This window comes from Exiguobacterium sp. s7, assembly GCF_018618195.1.
In the GTDB taxonomy this organism is placed as follows: domain Bacteria; phylum Bacillota; class Bacilli; order Exiguobacteriales; family Exiguobacteriaceae; genus Exiguobacterium; species Exiguobacterium mexicanum_A.
The window spans coordinates 149,273-165,953 of the sequence record NZ_JACSLO010000006.1; the positions used below are offsets into that span (position 1 = coordinate 149,273).

Here is a 16,681-nt window from a genome sequence, read left to right on the forward strand (position 1 = left end):
CGGACGTGCCGGTAACTCATCGAGATTGACTGATGATGGTCATCCAAATATTAGAGGTAGAACCCGCTGCTTTTGCATAGTCAGCCGGTTTAGCCAAATTGAGCTGAACACCGTTTTGATATAAATACAAATGGGTCACTCTCCCGCCACCAGAAGCCCCGATCGTGATGCCTCGTTTCGTGAGCGTCTCGTCCGGTTCGGCAATGATAGAGACGACCGAATCGCCGCGATCACGACGGACGATGATCGTCCCACGTTTCGGGTCGATTTGGGCCCCTGTGAAGCCCATCGGTTTATGACTGCTGTTCGAGTGTATGTATAGGCCTTTCGCATCTAACCGTAGCGCCATCCCGCTAAATCGCAAATCGTTTCCCAAGGTAGACGCATGAAGCTTCACTTTCGCCTCGGCTTCTTGGTTTTGTTGATAGATGACGCCAGATAAAATCAGACAGACCAAGACGAACGTCCTGACGAGAAATTGGAACTTTCGTCTCTGTTTCCGTTGTGCACGACTCATAATACCCCTCCAAATTATATATTATTCCTAAAGAAAATAGAACCAATATAATAATACCTTATTTGTTTTAAATTTCCATAATTTATTGGGATTAATATGTATTTTTTTCAGTTTACTACATAGTAAAACCGGCAGCGTCAAACGCTACCGGTTTCAAGATGGCTCCGCCCGAAGGCTTTGCTCTATTTAACCCTAAGGGAGGGTCAATAAATGTCAGCGCTAATTACTTAGCGATGTTCACCGAAGTGAACAATGGGTGTTTGTTGTTCGCGAGGTCGAGGACTTCGAACGCAGCACCTGGTTTGAGCGTGAGCGTTTGAGCCGTCTCAGCCGGAGTCAACACACGGTCAACCGTGATTTTGACTTGGTTCGACTGCGATCCCATGACTTCTGAGACTTTCGCAGATTTCGCGAGGTCTTGGTCGCCGACGAAGAGTTTGAAGTCTTCATAGCCGTCCTCGATTGAGTAGTCTGCGATCGACTCATCGAACGTGAGCGTGATGATCGCGTAGTCGCCTGACACGTTGTTCGACGTGAGAACTGCCGAAGTGAGACCTGGAAGGTCGTTTTCAGCGAACTTCTCGTTCAAGGCGAGTGTATCCATGACGTTGCCCGCCACGTCTTTAACGTTTTGGATTGTGAACGCGTATTTACCAGATGTCTGGATCGCGCCTTCTTTGAGCGTCAACTTGATGACGTCACGTTTCTCGTTCGTGAAGACGGCTTTCTCAGCGATCGCTTTGCCTTCGATCAAGAAGTTGCCCAAGTAGAGTGATGATGGGTCAAGTTTCTCGCTGAACTTGAGGTAAAGTGTGCTGTTGTCCTTCTCTTGGAAGTAGTAGCCATCGAACGTCGGCTTCTCTTTCTCGATTGGGCTCGATGTGATTGAGAACTTGATTGATTGAGCCGCGCTCGCGTTGCCGACGACATCCTCTACGAGGTTCTTCGGAAGCGTGACCGAGTAGTTTCCAAGTTCAAGATCCGAGATCGGCGTCTTGATTTGGTTCTTCGAGTAGTACGAAGCGTCTGTCCATGCTTTGACTTTCTTCTCGACACCGTTCGGCGTGATGTACGAACCGACCATCTCACCATCGTAGAGCGCGTTCACTTCTTCAGAGAACGTGAGGACGAGGTGGTTCTTGCCGTCGATGACTTTCACTTCTGCTCCAGTCACAGTCGGTGCAGTCGCATCGTTTGTGAAGTTGACGAGTTTCGTTGACGCTGCGCCGTAGTTGCCAGCGAGGTCGCGGAACTCAGAAACTTTCACGTCGATTTGACCGATGAACGTGCTGTCACGGACAGTGAGGACTTTGCCTGACTCGTCGAGCCATGCGTTGTCGTCAAGGTCAGCTTCGATGTCACCGTTTGTAAGCGTGATTTTCGCAACATGGTTGTAACGATCCACATAGACAGCCTCAGAGAATGTCACTGTGAGGTAGCCCGGTTTCGAAGACGACATGCCGACGACTGCAGGTGCTACACCGTCAACGACTTTCTTCTGAACGACCTTCGTCACTGGGTTTGGTGTGATGAAGTTGCCAGCGAAGTCACGGAGACCGACGAGCGTCAACTTGTAATCTTTTCCTGCGACGAACTGAGCGTCTGACAAGTCAAGGATGAACGACTTACCGTCCCACGAGAGCTTGTCGACATCAACTTTGTAGCCAGCGCCAGAAGCGTCTGTCAACTCAAGTTTCTTCTCAAGCGCTTCTTCTGAGTCAACGTTGACCGGCTCAGAGAACGTGAACTTCACGCGGTTGTTTTCAAGGTACTCAGGATCGTTAAGGACTGGGCGCACGTTATCTGTGAGCGTGTAGATTCCTTTGAACGGTACGAGATCTTTGCCGTCAAGACCTTTGATCTTCGAGCTGGCAAGCACGGCGTAACGGCCGTCGAATGTCTTCTCGGCGCGAACGACGAGCGTTTTGCCGTCTTTCGAGAGTGTGCCGCGCAGTCCTTTAAGGCGTTGCGCATCTGGGATGTGATCGATTTCGACCGTTCCATCTTTGAGCATGCCGTTATAAAGAAGTGTGCTCGCGTCAACCGGTTTCGAGAAGTTGATTTGAAGTTCTTTGGCGTTGAGCAACTCGACGCTTGATACCATCGGTGCTGACTCGACGACTTTATACTTGAACGATTTCGAAACCGTTCCATACGCTTTGTTCGAGTAAGTGAACGTCGCAGTGAACTCGCCGACTTGCGACGTGTCGATACCAGACCATGAACCCGGCTTCATGTAGACGCGGTCTGCAAATTTGACCGGCTGTGAGCGGATACCTGAGACGGCTTGTCCTTTTTCGAAGACGAGCATTTCTTTCGGTCCGATCACTTCTTGAGCGTAGTTCAAAACGCGAACGCGCTTCTCAACTTTGATGCCCTTCCCTTTGACGAAACCTACCGCCGTTTGGAAGACACCGAGCTTGTTCATGTTGACTGAAGACTTGTACCAGTGAATCTCTGATCCGTGATACGTCTTGTCAAGCGCTGCATCCAAGTTCCCTTGACGTACATAGTCCGAGCTGAGCTTGACGACAGGCATTGCCGCTGAAGCTGACATTGCTGGTGCGACCGCTGCCGCTGTCACTGCAAACGCTGCCGCTGCCGTGACAAATTGTTTTTTGTTTGCCATCTTGTTTAAATCCTCCCTTTGGTAAAATGCGATTTCTGCGTCTTCGACTCCCCCTCGTCCTCTCGATCACGCCTCAAGGCACCCTTACTGCCATGAGTTATGTATAGCATCGATAGGACTTGGGTCATACAAAAACAGGTATCTAAAACCATACATTGACTTTTAGCCTATGCATCGTCCCAGATTGCTTACATCCATAATATACATAACGTTTCCAATTGAAACAAGCGACTTTTTATCGAAAAAGGGAAATGATAATGCATTTTCGTATTTTTATTTAGAATATTCAAGATGCCAATCTAGAATTACCAGTGTGATTAAAATCGCATAAAATCAACAAAGTAAGCGCTATCAACGTTTTTAATCAAGATCAGACTTCTGTCATCGGATTCGATTTTTATGAAATGAACACTTAAAATATAATTTCCAGTTTCCGTTTTGGATTTTACATTTAATAAACCTATATTACCTTTAATTACCATTTAATTATGTGAGTAATGTTTTTTAATAAACCAATTCATTACCAATTAAGAACTTCTACTGATTCGTCCGACACGAATTACGCTTTTCGAATAGGACTTTTGGGTCAGATGAATATGGACGATTCATAGCCGGTGAGACGTTTTTTCTTCAATACGACAGAAAATATCCAGTAAATGGTTATCGAGAAATCGGAGTACGGTTCTTGTATTGTCATTTTGCTAAATGATCACACACAAAAATCGCCCTTCCTGAGAAGGGCGATCTGAAGTATTGCTTTTTAATATCCAGCGTAGCTGAGTGATTCGATGAAGGCGCGTTTCTCGCCAGCGTAGAGCGGCCATTTGACGACACCTTCGCTGCCTTCCACCGTGACGATGATCCGGTTCTGTGGACGGACGTTCGTTTTGATGAACTGAATGAGTTTTGCATCCGGCTCAAAGATGTACCACTCCCCAACCGAACCATCCTCATACTCCATGTACTCGACCTCTTCCGGGTCAATGTTCACTTTGTATGACTTGCTGCCGACTTGGATGCGGAGCGTCTCCATATCGAGGTAACCTTCGTCTGATTCGATGTCGACGAGAAACGCCATATTCGCTTTTGATGGCTTCCCGAAGAAGACAGGCGCAAACGTCTCAGCGTAGCGGACGTCCCCTTCGCTATCGAACACTTCTTTATGAAGCGTGATTTGGCCAGGCAAACGATAGAACTTGTTGTATAGCGCATGTTGCACGCCGAGCTTGAGGGCGCCGCCTTTATTGCCGGCTCCGTCTACTACATACAACTCAATCGGTTGTCCGAGTTTTTGTTTCGGGATCTTGATGGCAAACTTCCCGGTCGACATGACTGGGGCTTTATACGTCTTCGTCCCAATCTTCGCATAGACAGTTGCATACGCTTCGGCCGTACCAGTGATTGCCGTTGCGGTCGTCGTCACGCTCTGCGTAACGCGTGGACGCATCGGGGCACGACCGTCTTTGATGACTTTCGTCGAGCGCGTGAGGCTCGTCGCCCCCTTCGCGTCGACTGTCGTCGCCCGGATGACCGTGCCGATTGGAAGGACCGCTGTCGTGCGGCGATAGACGCCTTTCGCGTCATAACGTGCCGTGTACGTCGCGTTCCCGACTTGAAGCGTCAATTTTGCACCCGGTGTGCCGGTCACGACGATGTGACGGGCCGTGCTGTTGACTGTGCCGATTTTCGGCGTCGCCGGACGTGCGGCCGGATCGACCGCGACGACGACTTGTGTCGTCTCGCTGACGTTTCCGGCAGCGTCACGCAAACTGACCGAGATGACTTTTCCGACCGACTGCGGGCTCATGTTGAATTGAGCCGTTCCTGCCTCTGTGACGACGCGCGTATACACTTTGCTGTTGATGCCAATCAAAGCTGTCGTACCGGCCTCACCTTCGATGACGATTGATTTCGACGTGTGGAGCGGTATCGAGACGACCGGTGCAAGTGGCGCCGTGACGTCGACCGTCTCGACGACCGGTGGCTCTTCTGTCGTCGAGCCTTCTGCTTGTGCTTGAAGCGGCAAGAGTGGCGAGACGATGAGCGAACCGGCTAAGAAAAACTTTAAATACGATGAATGATTCATGACTTTCCTCCATTATCTAGGTTTATCATTATTTTGGTTGGTTTCCCTATTTTATTGTAATAACATCTCTAATAAAAAGTTCGTTTTTTTAAACATCAGGTGAATGATTTCATAAAAAAAAACTGCTTTGGATGTACCAAAGCAGTCCTCCCTCTCATACTTCATGAATCATCGTCGCCTGGCCGCCTTGCCAAAGCCACGTGTCGTTCTCTTTCACATAGACATGCAGCACCCAGAACCGACCTTCGTAGGCGTTCGTTCCGAGGATGAAACGCTCTTCAAGCAATAGTTGCACGAGGGCGATCTCGCCTGCTACCGTCTCGTCGAACGTGACGGTCTCCTGCGTGATCCACTGGACCGACGCTGGGTCGACGAACTGGTCTAAAAATGTTTCTTTATCGAACTGACGTCCGCTCGAGTCGACGTAACGAAACTCGTCGTGCATGATGCCGCGCATCGCGTCCAGGTCGCCCTTGACTTGAAGCGCGGCCCGTTCGTCAGAAAGTTGTTTTAAGTTGATTGTTTCCATTGATGTACCTACCTTTCGCGTCCATCATAACATACTCGTATGCTCGAGTCGTCCCACTCGTAATGGTCGTCTCAATTGTTTGATTGTACGTAACCACATCGGTACTATTCTGTTTCTTATCCCCTATTCCCTGTGTACTTAGCAATATACAATTTATCCCATTTAGAAAGGACGATGCTCATGGATTTGATCGACCCGTTCATCTGACAACTCGTCATCGTCCCTATCCTCACCATCGGGACCGGTGTCCTCATCGCGTTACGATTCGACAAGGCTTATATCGCCCCGCTCATCACGTTGGTGCTCAATCTCGCAATTGAAATGACGATGGGCCTCGTGTACTATGGGACGCTCACTTCTCCATCGTCTTGGAATTGGCTTTTCCCGATTCCCACGTTTCTCATCGCCTATACGTTTCTCAGTAAACGGAAGACCGAGCGCCAGATAGAAAAACATTCCTGAGCCCTAATCATTCTGACAGTTTCGATATTGACATTCTGACTTCAGCCCGTTAAAGTAACGATAACATTCATACGAACTCGCGATGAGAAAGAAGAGTAGCGTGAAGATACGTCTCCAGAAAGCCGGTGGTCGATGTGAACCGGTGACGTGTTGCACGTGAATGGGCTTTTGAGCGTTCAGACCGATACGTAGGCTCTGACGGGTCCTCCCGTTACCGAGGACAGCGAATGATGGTTCGCGATGAGTGGGGAGGCGCGAAGTCTCTCAACGAAGGTGGCAACACGGGGAAATCTCCTCGTCCTTCATGTCCGATCGGGCATGAGGGGCGGGGAGATTTTTTGTTTGATTGCTTGGAGGTGTTCGGGTGATGTCCCGCGGATATAGGCACCACGGTCATCATAAACAAATAGTACATGTCCTGCTTCCTGATGAATGAACTGAACGGCAGGATACGACATGGCCCAGCCACGCAGTCGTGGTCTCAATGGTTGAAAGTCTTGGTGACAAATCGCCTCCAACAAACGAGACATCCGGATCTGGTCTCGATCAGCAATCGGCACGATATACGTCCAGAGCGTCTCCTCCTCTTCTTCGGAACGAATCAACGCCGTCTGAAAGCGGAGCGATTTGTCGCGAATCAATCGAAACATACCGGTGTTGCCCGGGTGATCACCATAAACATGATACACGAGCGTGAAGCCCTCACCGTTCGGAAACAAGGTGTCGAACAACCCCTTCGCTTTTCGTATCACGGCATCGAAATACGCTTGATTCAACTCATCCGATTGATCGAGAAACGGACTTAATTCTTCTTCTAGCTCGATGTGCTCAGTGAGCGCATCTCCTGAGAATTGATTCGGTTTTAAGATGTGCATCATAGTTTCCCCTTTTCTCTCAAATTATAAGGAGGTTATCGATATGAAACAACTCATCATCAACGGCGACGAACTGACACCGGTGGCAATCTTTCATCGATTAGAAGGAGAACGGAAAGTGTTGCTCGAGAGTCGCGCCGAAGGCAAGCACGGCCGCTACTCGATCATCGCTTCGAACCCGGTCGAGACGATTCGCGCCGACGGCAACGAAGTGACCGACGCATCCGGCACGATGCACACAGAAGATCCGCTCGCCTTGTTGTCGGAACTGGTTGCGCGGGACACACCGGACGCCCCCTATCCGTTCATCGGCGGTGCCGTCGGCTATATCGGCTATGACATGCAGCGCGTCTATGAACCGATCCCGAATACCCCGAGCGAGACGCGTGGTTTGCCGGACGCCTTGTTCCAACGATATGAGACGGTCGTTCTCTATGATCATGTCGAGGAGCAGGTCATCGTAATCGACACCGGGGATGATGATGCTGAGAAGCGACTCCACCACGTCAAACAGGCTCTCGAGACGGCGAAGACACACGAACTTGCCCCCGTCGTCCGCACGAGTGAACGGGTGTTGACTGGCAAGGATGAATTTGTCGAACGCGTCCTAAAAGCGAAAGAAGCCATCCTCGCCGGAGAGGTGTTCCAACTCGTCTTATCCCAACGAATCGATGCGACGTTCACCGGCGACCCGTTCCATTTCTATCGGACGCTCCGGAAACAGAACCCGAGTCCGTACTTGTTCTATATCGACCTCGGCGAGGCGATCGTCCTCGGGGCGTCCCCGGAGAGTCTCGTCCGCGTCGAGGGAAATCGCGTCTCGACGAACCCGATCGCCGGCACCCGCCCCCGTGGCAAGACAATCGAAGAAGACGTGCGTCACGCCGCTGATCTCATTCAAGACGAGAAAGAACTCGCCGAGCACCGGATGCTCCTCGACCTCGGTCGCAACGACATCGGCCGGGTCGCCAAAGTCGGCTCGGTCACGATACCGAAACAGATGGAAGTCGAGCGCTTCAAAAACGTCATGCATCTCGTCTCCGAGGTCGAAGGTGAACTGCGCGACGACTTGAATCCGATTGACGCGCTGCGGGCCTGTCTCCCGGCCGGTACCGTCTCGGGCGCCCCAAAGATTCGAGCGATGCAGCTGATTGACGAATTGGAAACGGTGAAGCGCGAAGTATATGCCGGGGCCGTCGGCTATCTCGACGTCCGGGGCGGCTATGATTTCGCCCTCGCCATTCGGACGATGGTCGTTCAAGGTGACACGGCCTATGTCCAAGCCGGTGCCGGCATCGTCTACGACTCGGACCCGGTGTCAGAATATGAAGAGACGTTGCATAAAGCCAAATCACTCTTGGAGGTGTTCGCATGATTCTACTCATCGATAACTACGACTCGTTCACGTATAACGTGTATCAAGATGTCGCCCGGTTCAGCGACGTCTTGGTCGTCCGCAATGACGAACTGACAATCGACGCGATTCGCGACCTCAATCCGGCTGGAATCATCATCTCCCCAGGTCCAGGTGGCCCGCTGGATGCCGGTGTCTCGCTCGATGTCGTCCGCACCTTGTCCGGCACCATCCCCATCCTCGGCGTCTGTCTCGGACATCAAGTCATCGCCGAGGCGTTCGGTGGCACGGTCGGTCGGGCCGAACAGGTCATGCATGGGAAGACGTCCGTGATCGAGACGACCCCGGGCGTCTTGTTCGACGGGAGTCCGAGTGAGGTCATGCGCTACCATTCGCTCGTCGTCTTGGAGACGGACCTCGTCGTGACCGCTCGCACGCATGACGAGGTCATCATGGCGCTCGAACATCCCGAGCACCCGACATATGGTGTCCAGTTCCATCCCGAATCGATTGGAACGCCAAACGGACGTGACGTGTTCAAGCGCTTCGTCGACTTGTGCCATGCAAAAAGACCGAGGAACGCGTCCTCGGTCTGAGCGTCAGGCCTTCAAGAAATCTTCCATTTGGAAGTCATGTTTGTCGAGCATGATTTGGTCCGGCGTCACGCCATTTTGACGCAATTTGGCAATCGTCTCATGCAAGAAGTCATCGCTGCCGACAAGGTAAAACAGTCCGTCTTTGTCTGCGGCGAGCGTCTCGACCAGCTGGTAATAGTCCGGACGATTGTCGACGAACTCGGCCGTGAATCCATTCGTTGACGCGAACACATCGTTAAACAAATATTCTTTCGACGAGTCGACGTTCAACGAGTGGAGGTGCGGCACACCTTCCCCGTTCGCCAAATACGCGAGTACGAGCGGGCGGAACGTCGCAATGCCGACCCCGCACGATAACAGATAGACGTTCTTCCCTTCCCGCTTCAATGGCACGTTCGAATGCGTCTTGAAGATGGCGACCTTGTCCCCGATGTTCATGTCACGCAAGATTGATTTAAACGTCGAACATTCCGGTTTGACCCGAGTCGTGATACCGATCGCGCCTTCATGCGGCAACGTCGAGATCGACATGTGCCGAATCAACGTCCGGTTCGGTCGATCTTCCTTGTTAAATCCTTCGAGCGCGAAGTGCGTGTGCGCCCCTTCTTCCCACGTGAAGCCCTCGGGCAGATCCAGTTTGAACGTGTAGGTGTCTCGCGCTTCCTGCACGACTTGTTGAATTGGTGTCCAATAAATCTGCATGCTGATCCCCTCCTTCTATTAATAGACCGCGATCGGTCCATACGGTCCTTGAATGATCTCCAGTTTCGTCTCAAAAATGTCAGATAGGATGTCGGCGTCCATAATCTCTTCGACCGTACCAAAGGCGGCGATGTTCCCGTCTTTCATCGCACAGATGCGGTCCGAATATTTCGCCGCGAAGTTGATGTCATGGAGCACCGTGACAATCGTCCGTCCAAACTCGTCGGCGACGTGCCGCAAGTATTCCATCATCTGGACCGAGCGAGCGATATCGAGGTTGTTGAGCGGCTCGTCGAGGAGCACGTATTCCGTCTCCTGACAGAGCACCATCGCGACGTACGCCCGTTGGCGCTGTCCGCCCGACAATTCATCGAGATAGCGATGCTCGAGCGACGTCAAGTCGAGGAAGTCGATATATTTCGAGATGATCCGTTCATCCTCTTGCGTCAACCGCCCTTTTGAGTACGGGAAACGTCCAAAACCCGCGAGCTGACGGACGGTGAGACGCGTCACGAAATGATTCTCTTGCCGTAAAATCGTGACGATTTTCGCCAAATCTTTCGATTTCGTGCTCGACACGTCCATCCCGGCGACTTGGATTTGACCCGCGTCTAAATCGAGCAAACGGCCGATCATCATGAGCGTCGTCGATTTCCCAGCCCCGTTCGGTCCGATCAACGACGTGAACCCGGCCTTCGGGATGTCGAGATTGATTGGTCCGATTTGGACATTATCCGAATACGATTTTTGTACTTGTTCCAATTGAATCATAGCGATTTTCTCCTTAAGATAACTGCCAAGAAAATGATGCCGCCGAACAGTTCAATGATGACGGACACGACACTCGGCGTATTGAGAATGTGATACATAAAGAAATACGCGCTCGTCAACACGAAGAACCCAAGCGCGAACGCCATCGGAAACACGTATTTATGATCGTACGTCGCTGCCACTTGATAGCTGAGCGTCGCCACCAAGAATCCAAAGAACGTCAACGGTCCAATCAGCGCCGTCGATACCGACATAAGAAGCGAGATCAAGACGAGCGTAAAGATGACGCTCCGGCGATGGTTCACCCCGAACGAAGTCGCCACGTCTTTGCCGAGTGCGACGACGTTCAAGCGATTCGAGAAACTATACAACAACGTCCCGACGACAATCACAATCGGAATGACGATCGGGAAGTAGGCCGCATCGGCATGCATGACCGATCCGAACAGACGGGCCTGCAGGACGTCGAACTCGGACGGCGCGAGCATGCGTCGCATGAACGAGGACACCGAATTCAATCCCGTCCCGATGATAATCCCGACGAGAAGCATCAGTTGCAGGTTGCCGTATTTCCCGGACAAGAGCCAGCCGTACAAGAGCAGACTCATGAGCACCATGAGGCCAACCTGGGTCAAAAAGGCACCGGTTCCCGAAAAGCCGATTAGCGCACCCGCCCCGAAGAAGAAGATCATACTCGTCTGAATCGTCGAGTAGAGCGCGTCGAACCCGAGCAAGGATGGTGTGATGATGCGGTTGTTCGTCACCGAATGAAACGCGACCGTCGCCAAGCTTTGACAGAGCGCGGCAATCGCCATCGTGATGACGGCGACGACCCGACGCTCGACGACCGGGACGAACGACGGTGAGTCGAACGGGACCGGATTGTTAAAGACGAGTAACCCGAACGCACAGAGCAGTCCCCCGACGATAAAGAAGGCCAGGAACAACCAATAGCGGCGCTGTTCTCGTTTCGAACGGAACGCCGTCGCACACCGATCGTCTGTATGCACGGACCGACCATCAACATCGTATGCTTCCCGATGCTTCGTCTTATTTTCAATAAGTGTGCTCATCGTACCCCTCCCGTCTTCCGTTGTCTCAAGAGAATTACGATAAATACGATTGACCCGACCGTACCGAGAATGAGCGATACCGGCAATTCGAACGGCATGATGATCGTCCGCGAAATCAAATCGCTGACGAGGACCGTTCCCATCCCGATGACGCATACCCACGGCAAGTTGCTGCGGAGGTCGTCCCCGCGAAACATCGAGACGATGTTCGGGACGATCAGCCCGAGAAACGGCAGATTACCGATGACCGTCGCCACGACCCCGACCGCGAGCGCGATCAATCCCGTCGCAATCAAGATGAGACGATTGTAATTGACGCCTAAGCTCGTCGCGATGTCCTCGCCGAGACCAGCGAGCGTCAAGCGGTTCGCGAGGATGAAGATGAAGAACGTGACGAGGATGATGAGCCACAAGTATTCATACCGTCCGACCTGAACTGATGCGAACGACCCGACGAACCAACCTTCGATTGTCTGGCTGGCTTGAAAGAATAGACCGAGAAACGTCGACACGGCCGAGACGACCGCCCCGAGCATGAGTCCGATAATCGGGACAATCAACGACGAGCGGAGTTTGACCGAACGCAGAAACCAGAAGAAGACCATCGTTCCGATGAATGAAAAGACGATTGCCCCCGTCATCCGCATCATGAGCGTCGGAGCCGGGACGAGCAGATACACAGCGAGCAGGCCGAGCCCCGCCCATTCGAGTGTACCTGTCGTCGTCGGTTCGACGAGACGGTTCTGTGTGATCAGTTGCATGACGAGCCCCGACATCGCCATGGCGGCACCGGTCAACATGATGGCGACCGTGCGCGGAACGCGGGTGATCCAAAACATGTCCGACCCGCCTTCTTGACGAATGTCATAGACGCCGGTCACGAGCGAAAGGCCCGCCAATATGAACACCACGAGCATTGCTACGATAAAGGACTTCGTCCAAATGTTAGAAAAGGAGGGCTGAGACAATGTCTCAACCCTTGCTGTCATTGGTTTTTGCACAACGTGACTCCCTTATTTCGAAAGCGCGGCTGCGATGTCGTTGAATAGTTCAGAATAAGTTTGAATCGACTCGTTGATGTACGTATCGTTCGGCGCATACACGATTTTTTCGTCTGTCACGGCTTTCGTTTTTTGGAGTGCCGGTGCGTTATCAATCACGTCCGCTGCAGGTACAGCGTCTTCCATGCTTGAAATGGCCGCATCACGGTCGAGGACGAGCAACCAGTCCGGGTCACTCTCAGCAATCGCTTCGACCGAAACCTCATCCCCTTGGTGGTCACCTGTCGTTTTCGCTACTTCGAGGGCAGGTGTCCAGTCAAAGATGTCATACATCGGTCCGAAGACACGACCTGTGTTCGGCGCCGAGAAGCCGATATCGCCGCCTGAAACGATGACTGACATCACCTTGTCCTCACTATCGTATGCCTCTTTCACACTGTCGATCGATGCTTCGAAGCTGGCGATGAGTTCATCAGCTTCCGTTTCTTTTTCAAAGATTTGGCCGAGTGAACGTGTCGTCGTCTCAAAGCCTTCGACCAAAATTTCTCCTGGCGTGCCCGCATCTTCGGGAAGTTCGATGTCCAAGTTGATGACGGCTGCTTCTGGGACCAATTTTTTAATGTCTTCGTAGTAGTCGGCGAATCGTTGTCCGACGATGACGACATCCGGATCCACACCGGCGATCGCTTCTAGGTTCGGCTCATTGTGCATCCCGACGTCTACGATGTCTTTATCATTTTTATAAGGCAAGTCCGCTGGAATCAATCCGATTGGTGCCGCGACCAAGTCGATTCCCCAATCTGAGAGCGTCTCGAACGTTCGGTTGTCGAGCGCGACGACCTTCTCCGGATTGACCGGTACGTCGATTGTTCCATGTGCGTCCGTGATTTCAACTGTCTTCGGTGCCGTCTCGGCTTCCGCACTTCCTTCGTCTTTCGTTTCGTCCGTGCTACCGCATGCGGCTAGCGTGAAGACGAGTGATGTGAGCATAACTGCTGCTTTCCATTTCCCCATTCTTTCCATCTCCCTATGTATCTGTTTTTGAATGACGACCTTCTCAGTGAGTCCGCGACTAGTCCACGTTTCTGCTCTATGTAAGGAATACTGATGCTTTCTAACTGATAATGATTATCATTGTCGTTTTCATTGAGAAGCATAACAAACAAAAATAGGTTGCGCAATGCCAAATTTTCAAATTGGAAATGGAAATATTATTCTTTCTATATAACGCCAATAAAAAAGAAAGCAGTTGATATGGCTGCTTTCCAAATGGTTATGCTATTCTTTCTCTCTTTTTCTTTTCCGACCCCATATGCTGTAGGTGAGAAATAGAATGAGTGTGTACGTGAATGAAAAGACGAGGATTCGCAACCATCCGTCCGGAAGAATTTTTGAAATGAATAGGAGTGAGAACAAGATTGAAATCATGAGATGGGGACCTCGCCTGTCTTCTGGCAAGTCCCGCCAATAAATCAAGACGAGGATAAGCGCGAGCGGTCCACATAAGGCGAACAAGATAAAGAATGGGACCGGACGCATGAGAAATGGTAATTTAGGTTCGGTTTCTTTCATAGGACTCCCCCTCCCCTATGCTTCCGAAATGCCGTTGGCGAGTAGCAACAAAAAGATCCAAATCGATAGCGGCACGATCAATCCCAAATTCCCGACGAGACTGAACACGCGCACCGTCTTCTCTTTCGAGAATAGGCCCCAAATCAATGTGGCCACGAGGGCGACGTCTAAGGCAATGTAGACCCAAACGGCCGTCATCAAATCCAGATTCGGAAAGAAGCGGCCGTTCAAGGTGAACAGCGCCAAGATGGTCAGTAACGAGAGTCCAAACGTCACGTAGAGCGGCGCATAGCGGCGTTGTGTCATGTGGTCACCTCACTTTTCTGTTGCACCATCTGTCGGCAACGAAGGATGCACGTCTCGACGTATCCATCGAGCTGGTGCGGCAAAAACATCTTATACGTCCCTTCCTCTGTCGCCTTCGCATCTTGCTTGATTTTGAGGATGAGTGCCAGCAGATCGCCTTGTGCGGCATTGGTTAACACGTCGAAATCGAAGGCGTCCAATCGCTGCACTAAACGAGCGTTATATGAATCAAAATCGGCATAATACATCGCCTGCTTTTCTGGGTCTTTCGTAATGACTTGCTTGAGCCAGGCTTTATAAAACCCCTGCAACCAAATCTCGTCCGCGACGAGATGGCAATAATAGCCGAGGCGGAACGATTGATTCTCGTCCGCACTGTCCACCCAATATTGATCAAGATCGAGCCGTCTTGTCATATCCTCATGCCGTCCCGCGTAATAGTGGGTGTTTTGTTTAGACGTCGTCGCATCGGGCGCAAGATTTCCCAACAAAAAAGCCGTGCGATCGACATCTGTCAAATGCGCCAACACCTCATTCCCGATGACGAGATGCATCAAATGTGAACCCATCATCTCTCCCCCCTTTTCCTAATTATCCCATTCATGTATTCATCTCGACAAGCCAACTCTAGTCTGATACGCTCACTATACTGACCGTTCAGTATAGTGAGGAGGACACACATGAGTAAAAAACAATTGTTACTGCGGACCGCCGCACAAATCATTCAAACCGAGGGCATTCAACAACTGTCGATGGACCACTTAGCCAAACGCGCCGGTATCACGAAAGGTGGCGTCTTATACCACTTTGAAAGCAAGGCCAACCTGTTGCAGCAGATGAATAGAATGGCGCTCGATGAATTTGAAAATCGGATCGTCCATCATCAAACCGGGTTAGATGGTCCTTATCCGTTCACACGCGCCTACGCCCTCGCGACGCTCGATTATAGCGATGGTGATGCCGACTTGATTGCCGTCTTCATCTCATCACAAGAAGATGCGAGCGGAAAGCTTTGGAACGACGCCGCCAAACGTTGGGATAAACAGTTCGCCGCGGATGGTCCTGACGCTGATCGCGTGCTCGAGCTTCGACTGCTCTGTGACGGGTTTTGGTTCGCGTTGACATATGACTATAGCGCTGCGTTCAAAGATCGGGCTGCCCGCATCATCCGACAAAAGTGCGACGCGCTGTCAAAAGGAGAATCGTAACATGGGCTTCGTCTATCTCGTCGGTGCCATCGTCTCTGAACTGTTCGGTTCGAGCATGCTGAAGCTGAACGCGACGACAACGAGCCGCCTGCCCGTTCTCGGTGTCGCCTTCGGTTACATGACGGCATTTTACTTGTTGTCGCTCGCCCTCCTTTCCATCCCGCTCAGTTTCGCTTATGCGTTTTGGAGCGGGGTCGGCACGGCCGCGACGGCGCTGATCGGTTTTCTTGTCTTCAAGGAACAAGTCCGAGTTCAGACCGTTGTCGGCATCGGGCTTGTCATCGTCGGGCTCGTCTTGATGAAACTATGAGGAGGGAAATCATGAAATCCTATGGAATCTTACTGTTATCGATTGCGTTCGAAGTGCTCGGGACGTCGATGTTGAAGCTGTCGGACGGATTCACCAATCTGTTCCCGAGTCTCGTTCTCTTAATCAGCTTCGCCATCTCGTTCACGTTGATGGGCATCGTCTTGAAGAGCATCCCCCTCAGCATTGCCTATAGCGTCTGGGCCGGACTCGGCACGGTCGCGACCGGGCTGATCGGAGTGTTCGTGTATGGGGAAGTGCTGTCGACCTTGAACAGCATCGGCCTGATCGTCATCGTGCTCGGCGTCATCGTCATGAATCTTGGAAAACGGGAGGAGCAACCACATGCTGGCTGACTTGATCGAACAACAGGAACGGGCGTTACTGACGACCGAAGTGCGCACATCGCCTGAGCACTTGCACCGTCTACTCACGGATGATTTTTTTGAAATCGGCAGTTCGGGGCGCATGTTATATCGGACGGCATCTGCCGCCACGATGGACCTCGGCGAGATTCACATCACCTTATCCGACTTCTCACTGGATAGCGTTCAAGACGACATCATCCTGGCCACGTATCGGACCGAAGACCACTCCACTGGATGCATCGCCTTGCGCAGTTCGATTTGGGTGAACGTTGATGGCCAGTGGAAGATGCGTTTCCATCAAGGGACAATCGTTCCGCCTTCTTGA

The 16,681-nt window shown here is 51.6% G+C and carries 19 protein-coding genes and 1 other annotated feature; of the genes, 6 read left to right on the top strand and 13 right to left on the bottom strand.

The window, feature by feature from the left end:
- Positions 1–16: 16 nt before the first annotated feature.
- The 5 genes from KNP79_RS09580 to KNP79_RS09600 form a co-directional block, all read right to left on the bottom strand.
- Positions 17–517: a hypothetical protein gene (locus KNP79_RS09580; protein ID WP_214796870.1), complete on the bottom strand. Its 501-nt coding sequence runs from the start codon at positions 515–517 to the stop codon at positions 17–19.
- Between the two features lie 223 nt (positions 518–740).
- Positions 741–3,146, bottom strand: coding sequence for an Ig-like domain-containing domain (locus KNP79_RS09585; RefSeq protein WP_214763491.1), 2,406 nt, complete (start codon positions 3,144–3,146; stop codon positions 741–743).
- Positions 3,147–3,906: 760 nt separating this feature from the next.
- Positions 3,907–5,232 (bottom strand): Ig-like domain-containing protein, encoded by a 1,326-nt coding sequence (locus KNP79_RS09590; RefSeq protein WP_215192173.1) that lies wholly within the window; start codon positions 5,230–5,232, stop codon positions 3,907–3,909.
- Between the two features lie 154 nt (positions 5,233–5,386).
- Positions 5,387–5,761, bottom strand: a complete 375-nt coding sequence (locus tag KNP79_RS09595; RefSeq protein ID WP_034778866.1) for a nuclear transport factor 2 family protein — start codon at positions 5,759–5,761, stop codon at positions 5,387–5,389.
- Positions 5,762–6,296: 535 nt separating this feature from the next.
- Positions 6,297–6,529 (top strand) — a binding site (T-box leader).
- Positions 6,526–7,098 (bottom strand): DUF3885 domain-containing protein, encoded by a 573-nt coding sequence (locus KNP79_RS09600; protein WP_214754088.1) that lies wholly within the window; start codon positions 7,096–7,098, stop codon positions 6,526–6,528. (Overlaps the previous feature by 4 nt.)
- A 43-nt stretch (positions 7,099–7,141) precedes the next feature.
- Here KNP79_RS09600 and trpE point away from each other — a divergent pair, with 43 nt between their 5' ends.
- Entirely contained in the window at positions 7,142–8,473 is a 1,332-nt protein-coding gene (trpE, locus tag KNP79_RS09605) for an anthranilate synthase component I (RefSeq protein ID WP_215189778.1), read from the top strand.
- A complete protein-coding gene (locus tag KNP79_RS09610; protein ID WP_034778872.1) occupies positions 8,470–9,048 on the top strand; it encodes an anthranilate synthase component II in 579 nt (192 codons plus the stop codon). The genes trpE and KNP79_RS09610 overlap by 4 nt, the downstream gene beginning before the upstream one ends.
- A gap of 3 nt (positions 9,049–9,051) precedes the next feature.
- On the opposite strand, the gene KNP79_RS09615 is transcribed toward KNP79_RS09610, so the two are convergent.
- The 8 genes from KNP79_RS09615 to KNP79_RS09650 form a co-directional block, all read right to left on the bottom strand.
- A complete protein-coding gene (locus tag KNP79_RS09615; protein ID WP_215192175.1) occupies positions 9,052–9,750 on the bottom strand; it encodes a ferredoxin--NADP reductase in 699 nt (232 codons plus the stop codon).
- Positions 9,751–9,768: 18 nt separating this feature from the next.
- Positions 9,769–10,521 carry an iron ABC transporter ATP-binding protein gene (locus KNP79_RS09620; protein WP_058764412.1) on the bottom strand — a complete coding sequence of 251 codons (753 nt, stop codon included), beginning with the start codon at positions 10,519–10,521 and terminating at the stop codon, positions 9,769–9,771.
- Entirely contained in the window at positions 10,518–11,594 is a 1,077-nt protein-coding gene (locus KNP79_RS09625) for an iron chelate uptake ABC transporter family permease subunit (RefSeq protein ID WP_215192177.1), read from the bottom strand. The genes KNP79_RS09620 and KNP79_RS09625 overlap by 4 nt, the downstream gene beginning before the upstream one ends.
- On the bottom strand, positions 11,591–12,583 hold the full coding sequence (locus KNP79_RS09630; RefSeq protein WP_251128268.1) for an ABC transporter permease: 993 nt from the start codon (positions 12,581–12,583) through the stop codon (positions 11,591–11,593). Before KNP79_RS09630 ends, KNP79_RS09625 begins: the two co-directional genes overlap by 4 nt.
- A 24-nt stretch (positions 12,584–12,607) precedes the next feature.
- A complete protein-coding gene (locus KNP79_RS09635; protein WP_215192179.1) occupies positions 12,608–13,609 on the bottom strand; it encodes a siderophore ABC transporter substrate-binding protein in 1,002 nt (333 codons plus the stop codon).
- Between the two features lie 264 nt (positions 13,610–13,873).
- Positions 13,874–14,167 (bottom strand): hypothetical protein, encoded by a 294-nt coding sequence (locus tag KNP79_RS09640; RefSeq protein ID WP_215192181.1) that lies wholly within the window; start codon positions 14,165–14,167, stop codon positions 13,874–13,876.
- 15 nt (positions 14,168–14,182) lie between these two features.
- Complete coding sequence (locus tag KNP79_RS09645) at positions 14,183–14,473, bottom strand: hypothetical protein (RefSeq protein WP_215192183.1); 291 nt, start codon at positions 14,471–14,473, stop codon at positions 14,183–14,185.
- A complete protein-coding gene (locus tag KNP79_RS09650) occupies positions 14,470–15,042 on the bottom strand; it encodes a zinc dependent phospholipase C family protein (RefSeq protein WP_215192185.1) in 573 nt (190 codons plus the stop codon). Before KNP79_RS09650 ends, KNP79_RS09645 begins: the two co-directional genes overlap by 4 nt.
- A gap of 111 nt (positions 15,043–15,153) precedes the next feature.
- On the opposite strand from KNP79_RS09650, the gene KNP79_RS09655 reads away from it, so the two are divergent.
- Genes KNP79_RS09655 through KNP79_RS09670 form a run of 4 tightly spaced genes read left to right on the top strand, consistent with a single transcriptional unit; the run spans position 15,154 to position 16,681 of the window.
- Positions 15,154–15,681, top strand: a complete 528-nt coding sequence (locus tag KNP79_RS09655) for a TetR/AcrR family transcriptional regulator (RefSeq protein ID WP_215192187.1) — start codon at positions 15,154–15,156, stop codon at positions 15,679–15,681.
- 1 nt (position 15,682) lies between these two features.
- On the top strand, positions 15,683–15,991 hold the full coding sequence (locus KNP79_RS09660; RefSeq protein ID WP_215192189.1) for a DMT family transporter: 309 nt from the start codon (positions 15,683–15,685) through the stop codon (positions 15,989–15,991).
- An 11-nt stretch (positions 15,992–16,002) separates the two neighbouring features.
- Positions 16,003–16,344 (top strand): DMT family transporter, encoded by a 342-nt coding sequence (locus tag KNP79_RS09665; RefSeq protein WP_215192190.1) that lies wholly within the window; start codon positions 16,003–16,005, stop codon positions 16,342–16,344.
- Positions 16,334–16,681 carry a nuclear transport factor 2 family protein gene (locus KNP79_RS09670; protein ID WP_215192192.1) on the top strand — a complete coding sequence of 116 codons (348 nt, stop codon included), beginning with the start codon at positions 16,334–16,336 and terminating at the stop codon, positions 16,679–16,681. Before KNP79_RS09665 ends, KNP79_RS09670 begins: the two co-directional genes overlap by 11 nt.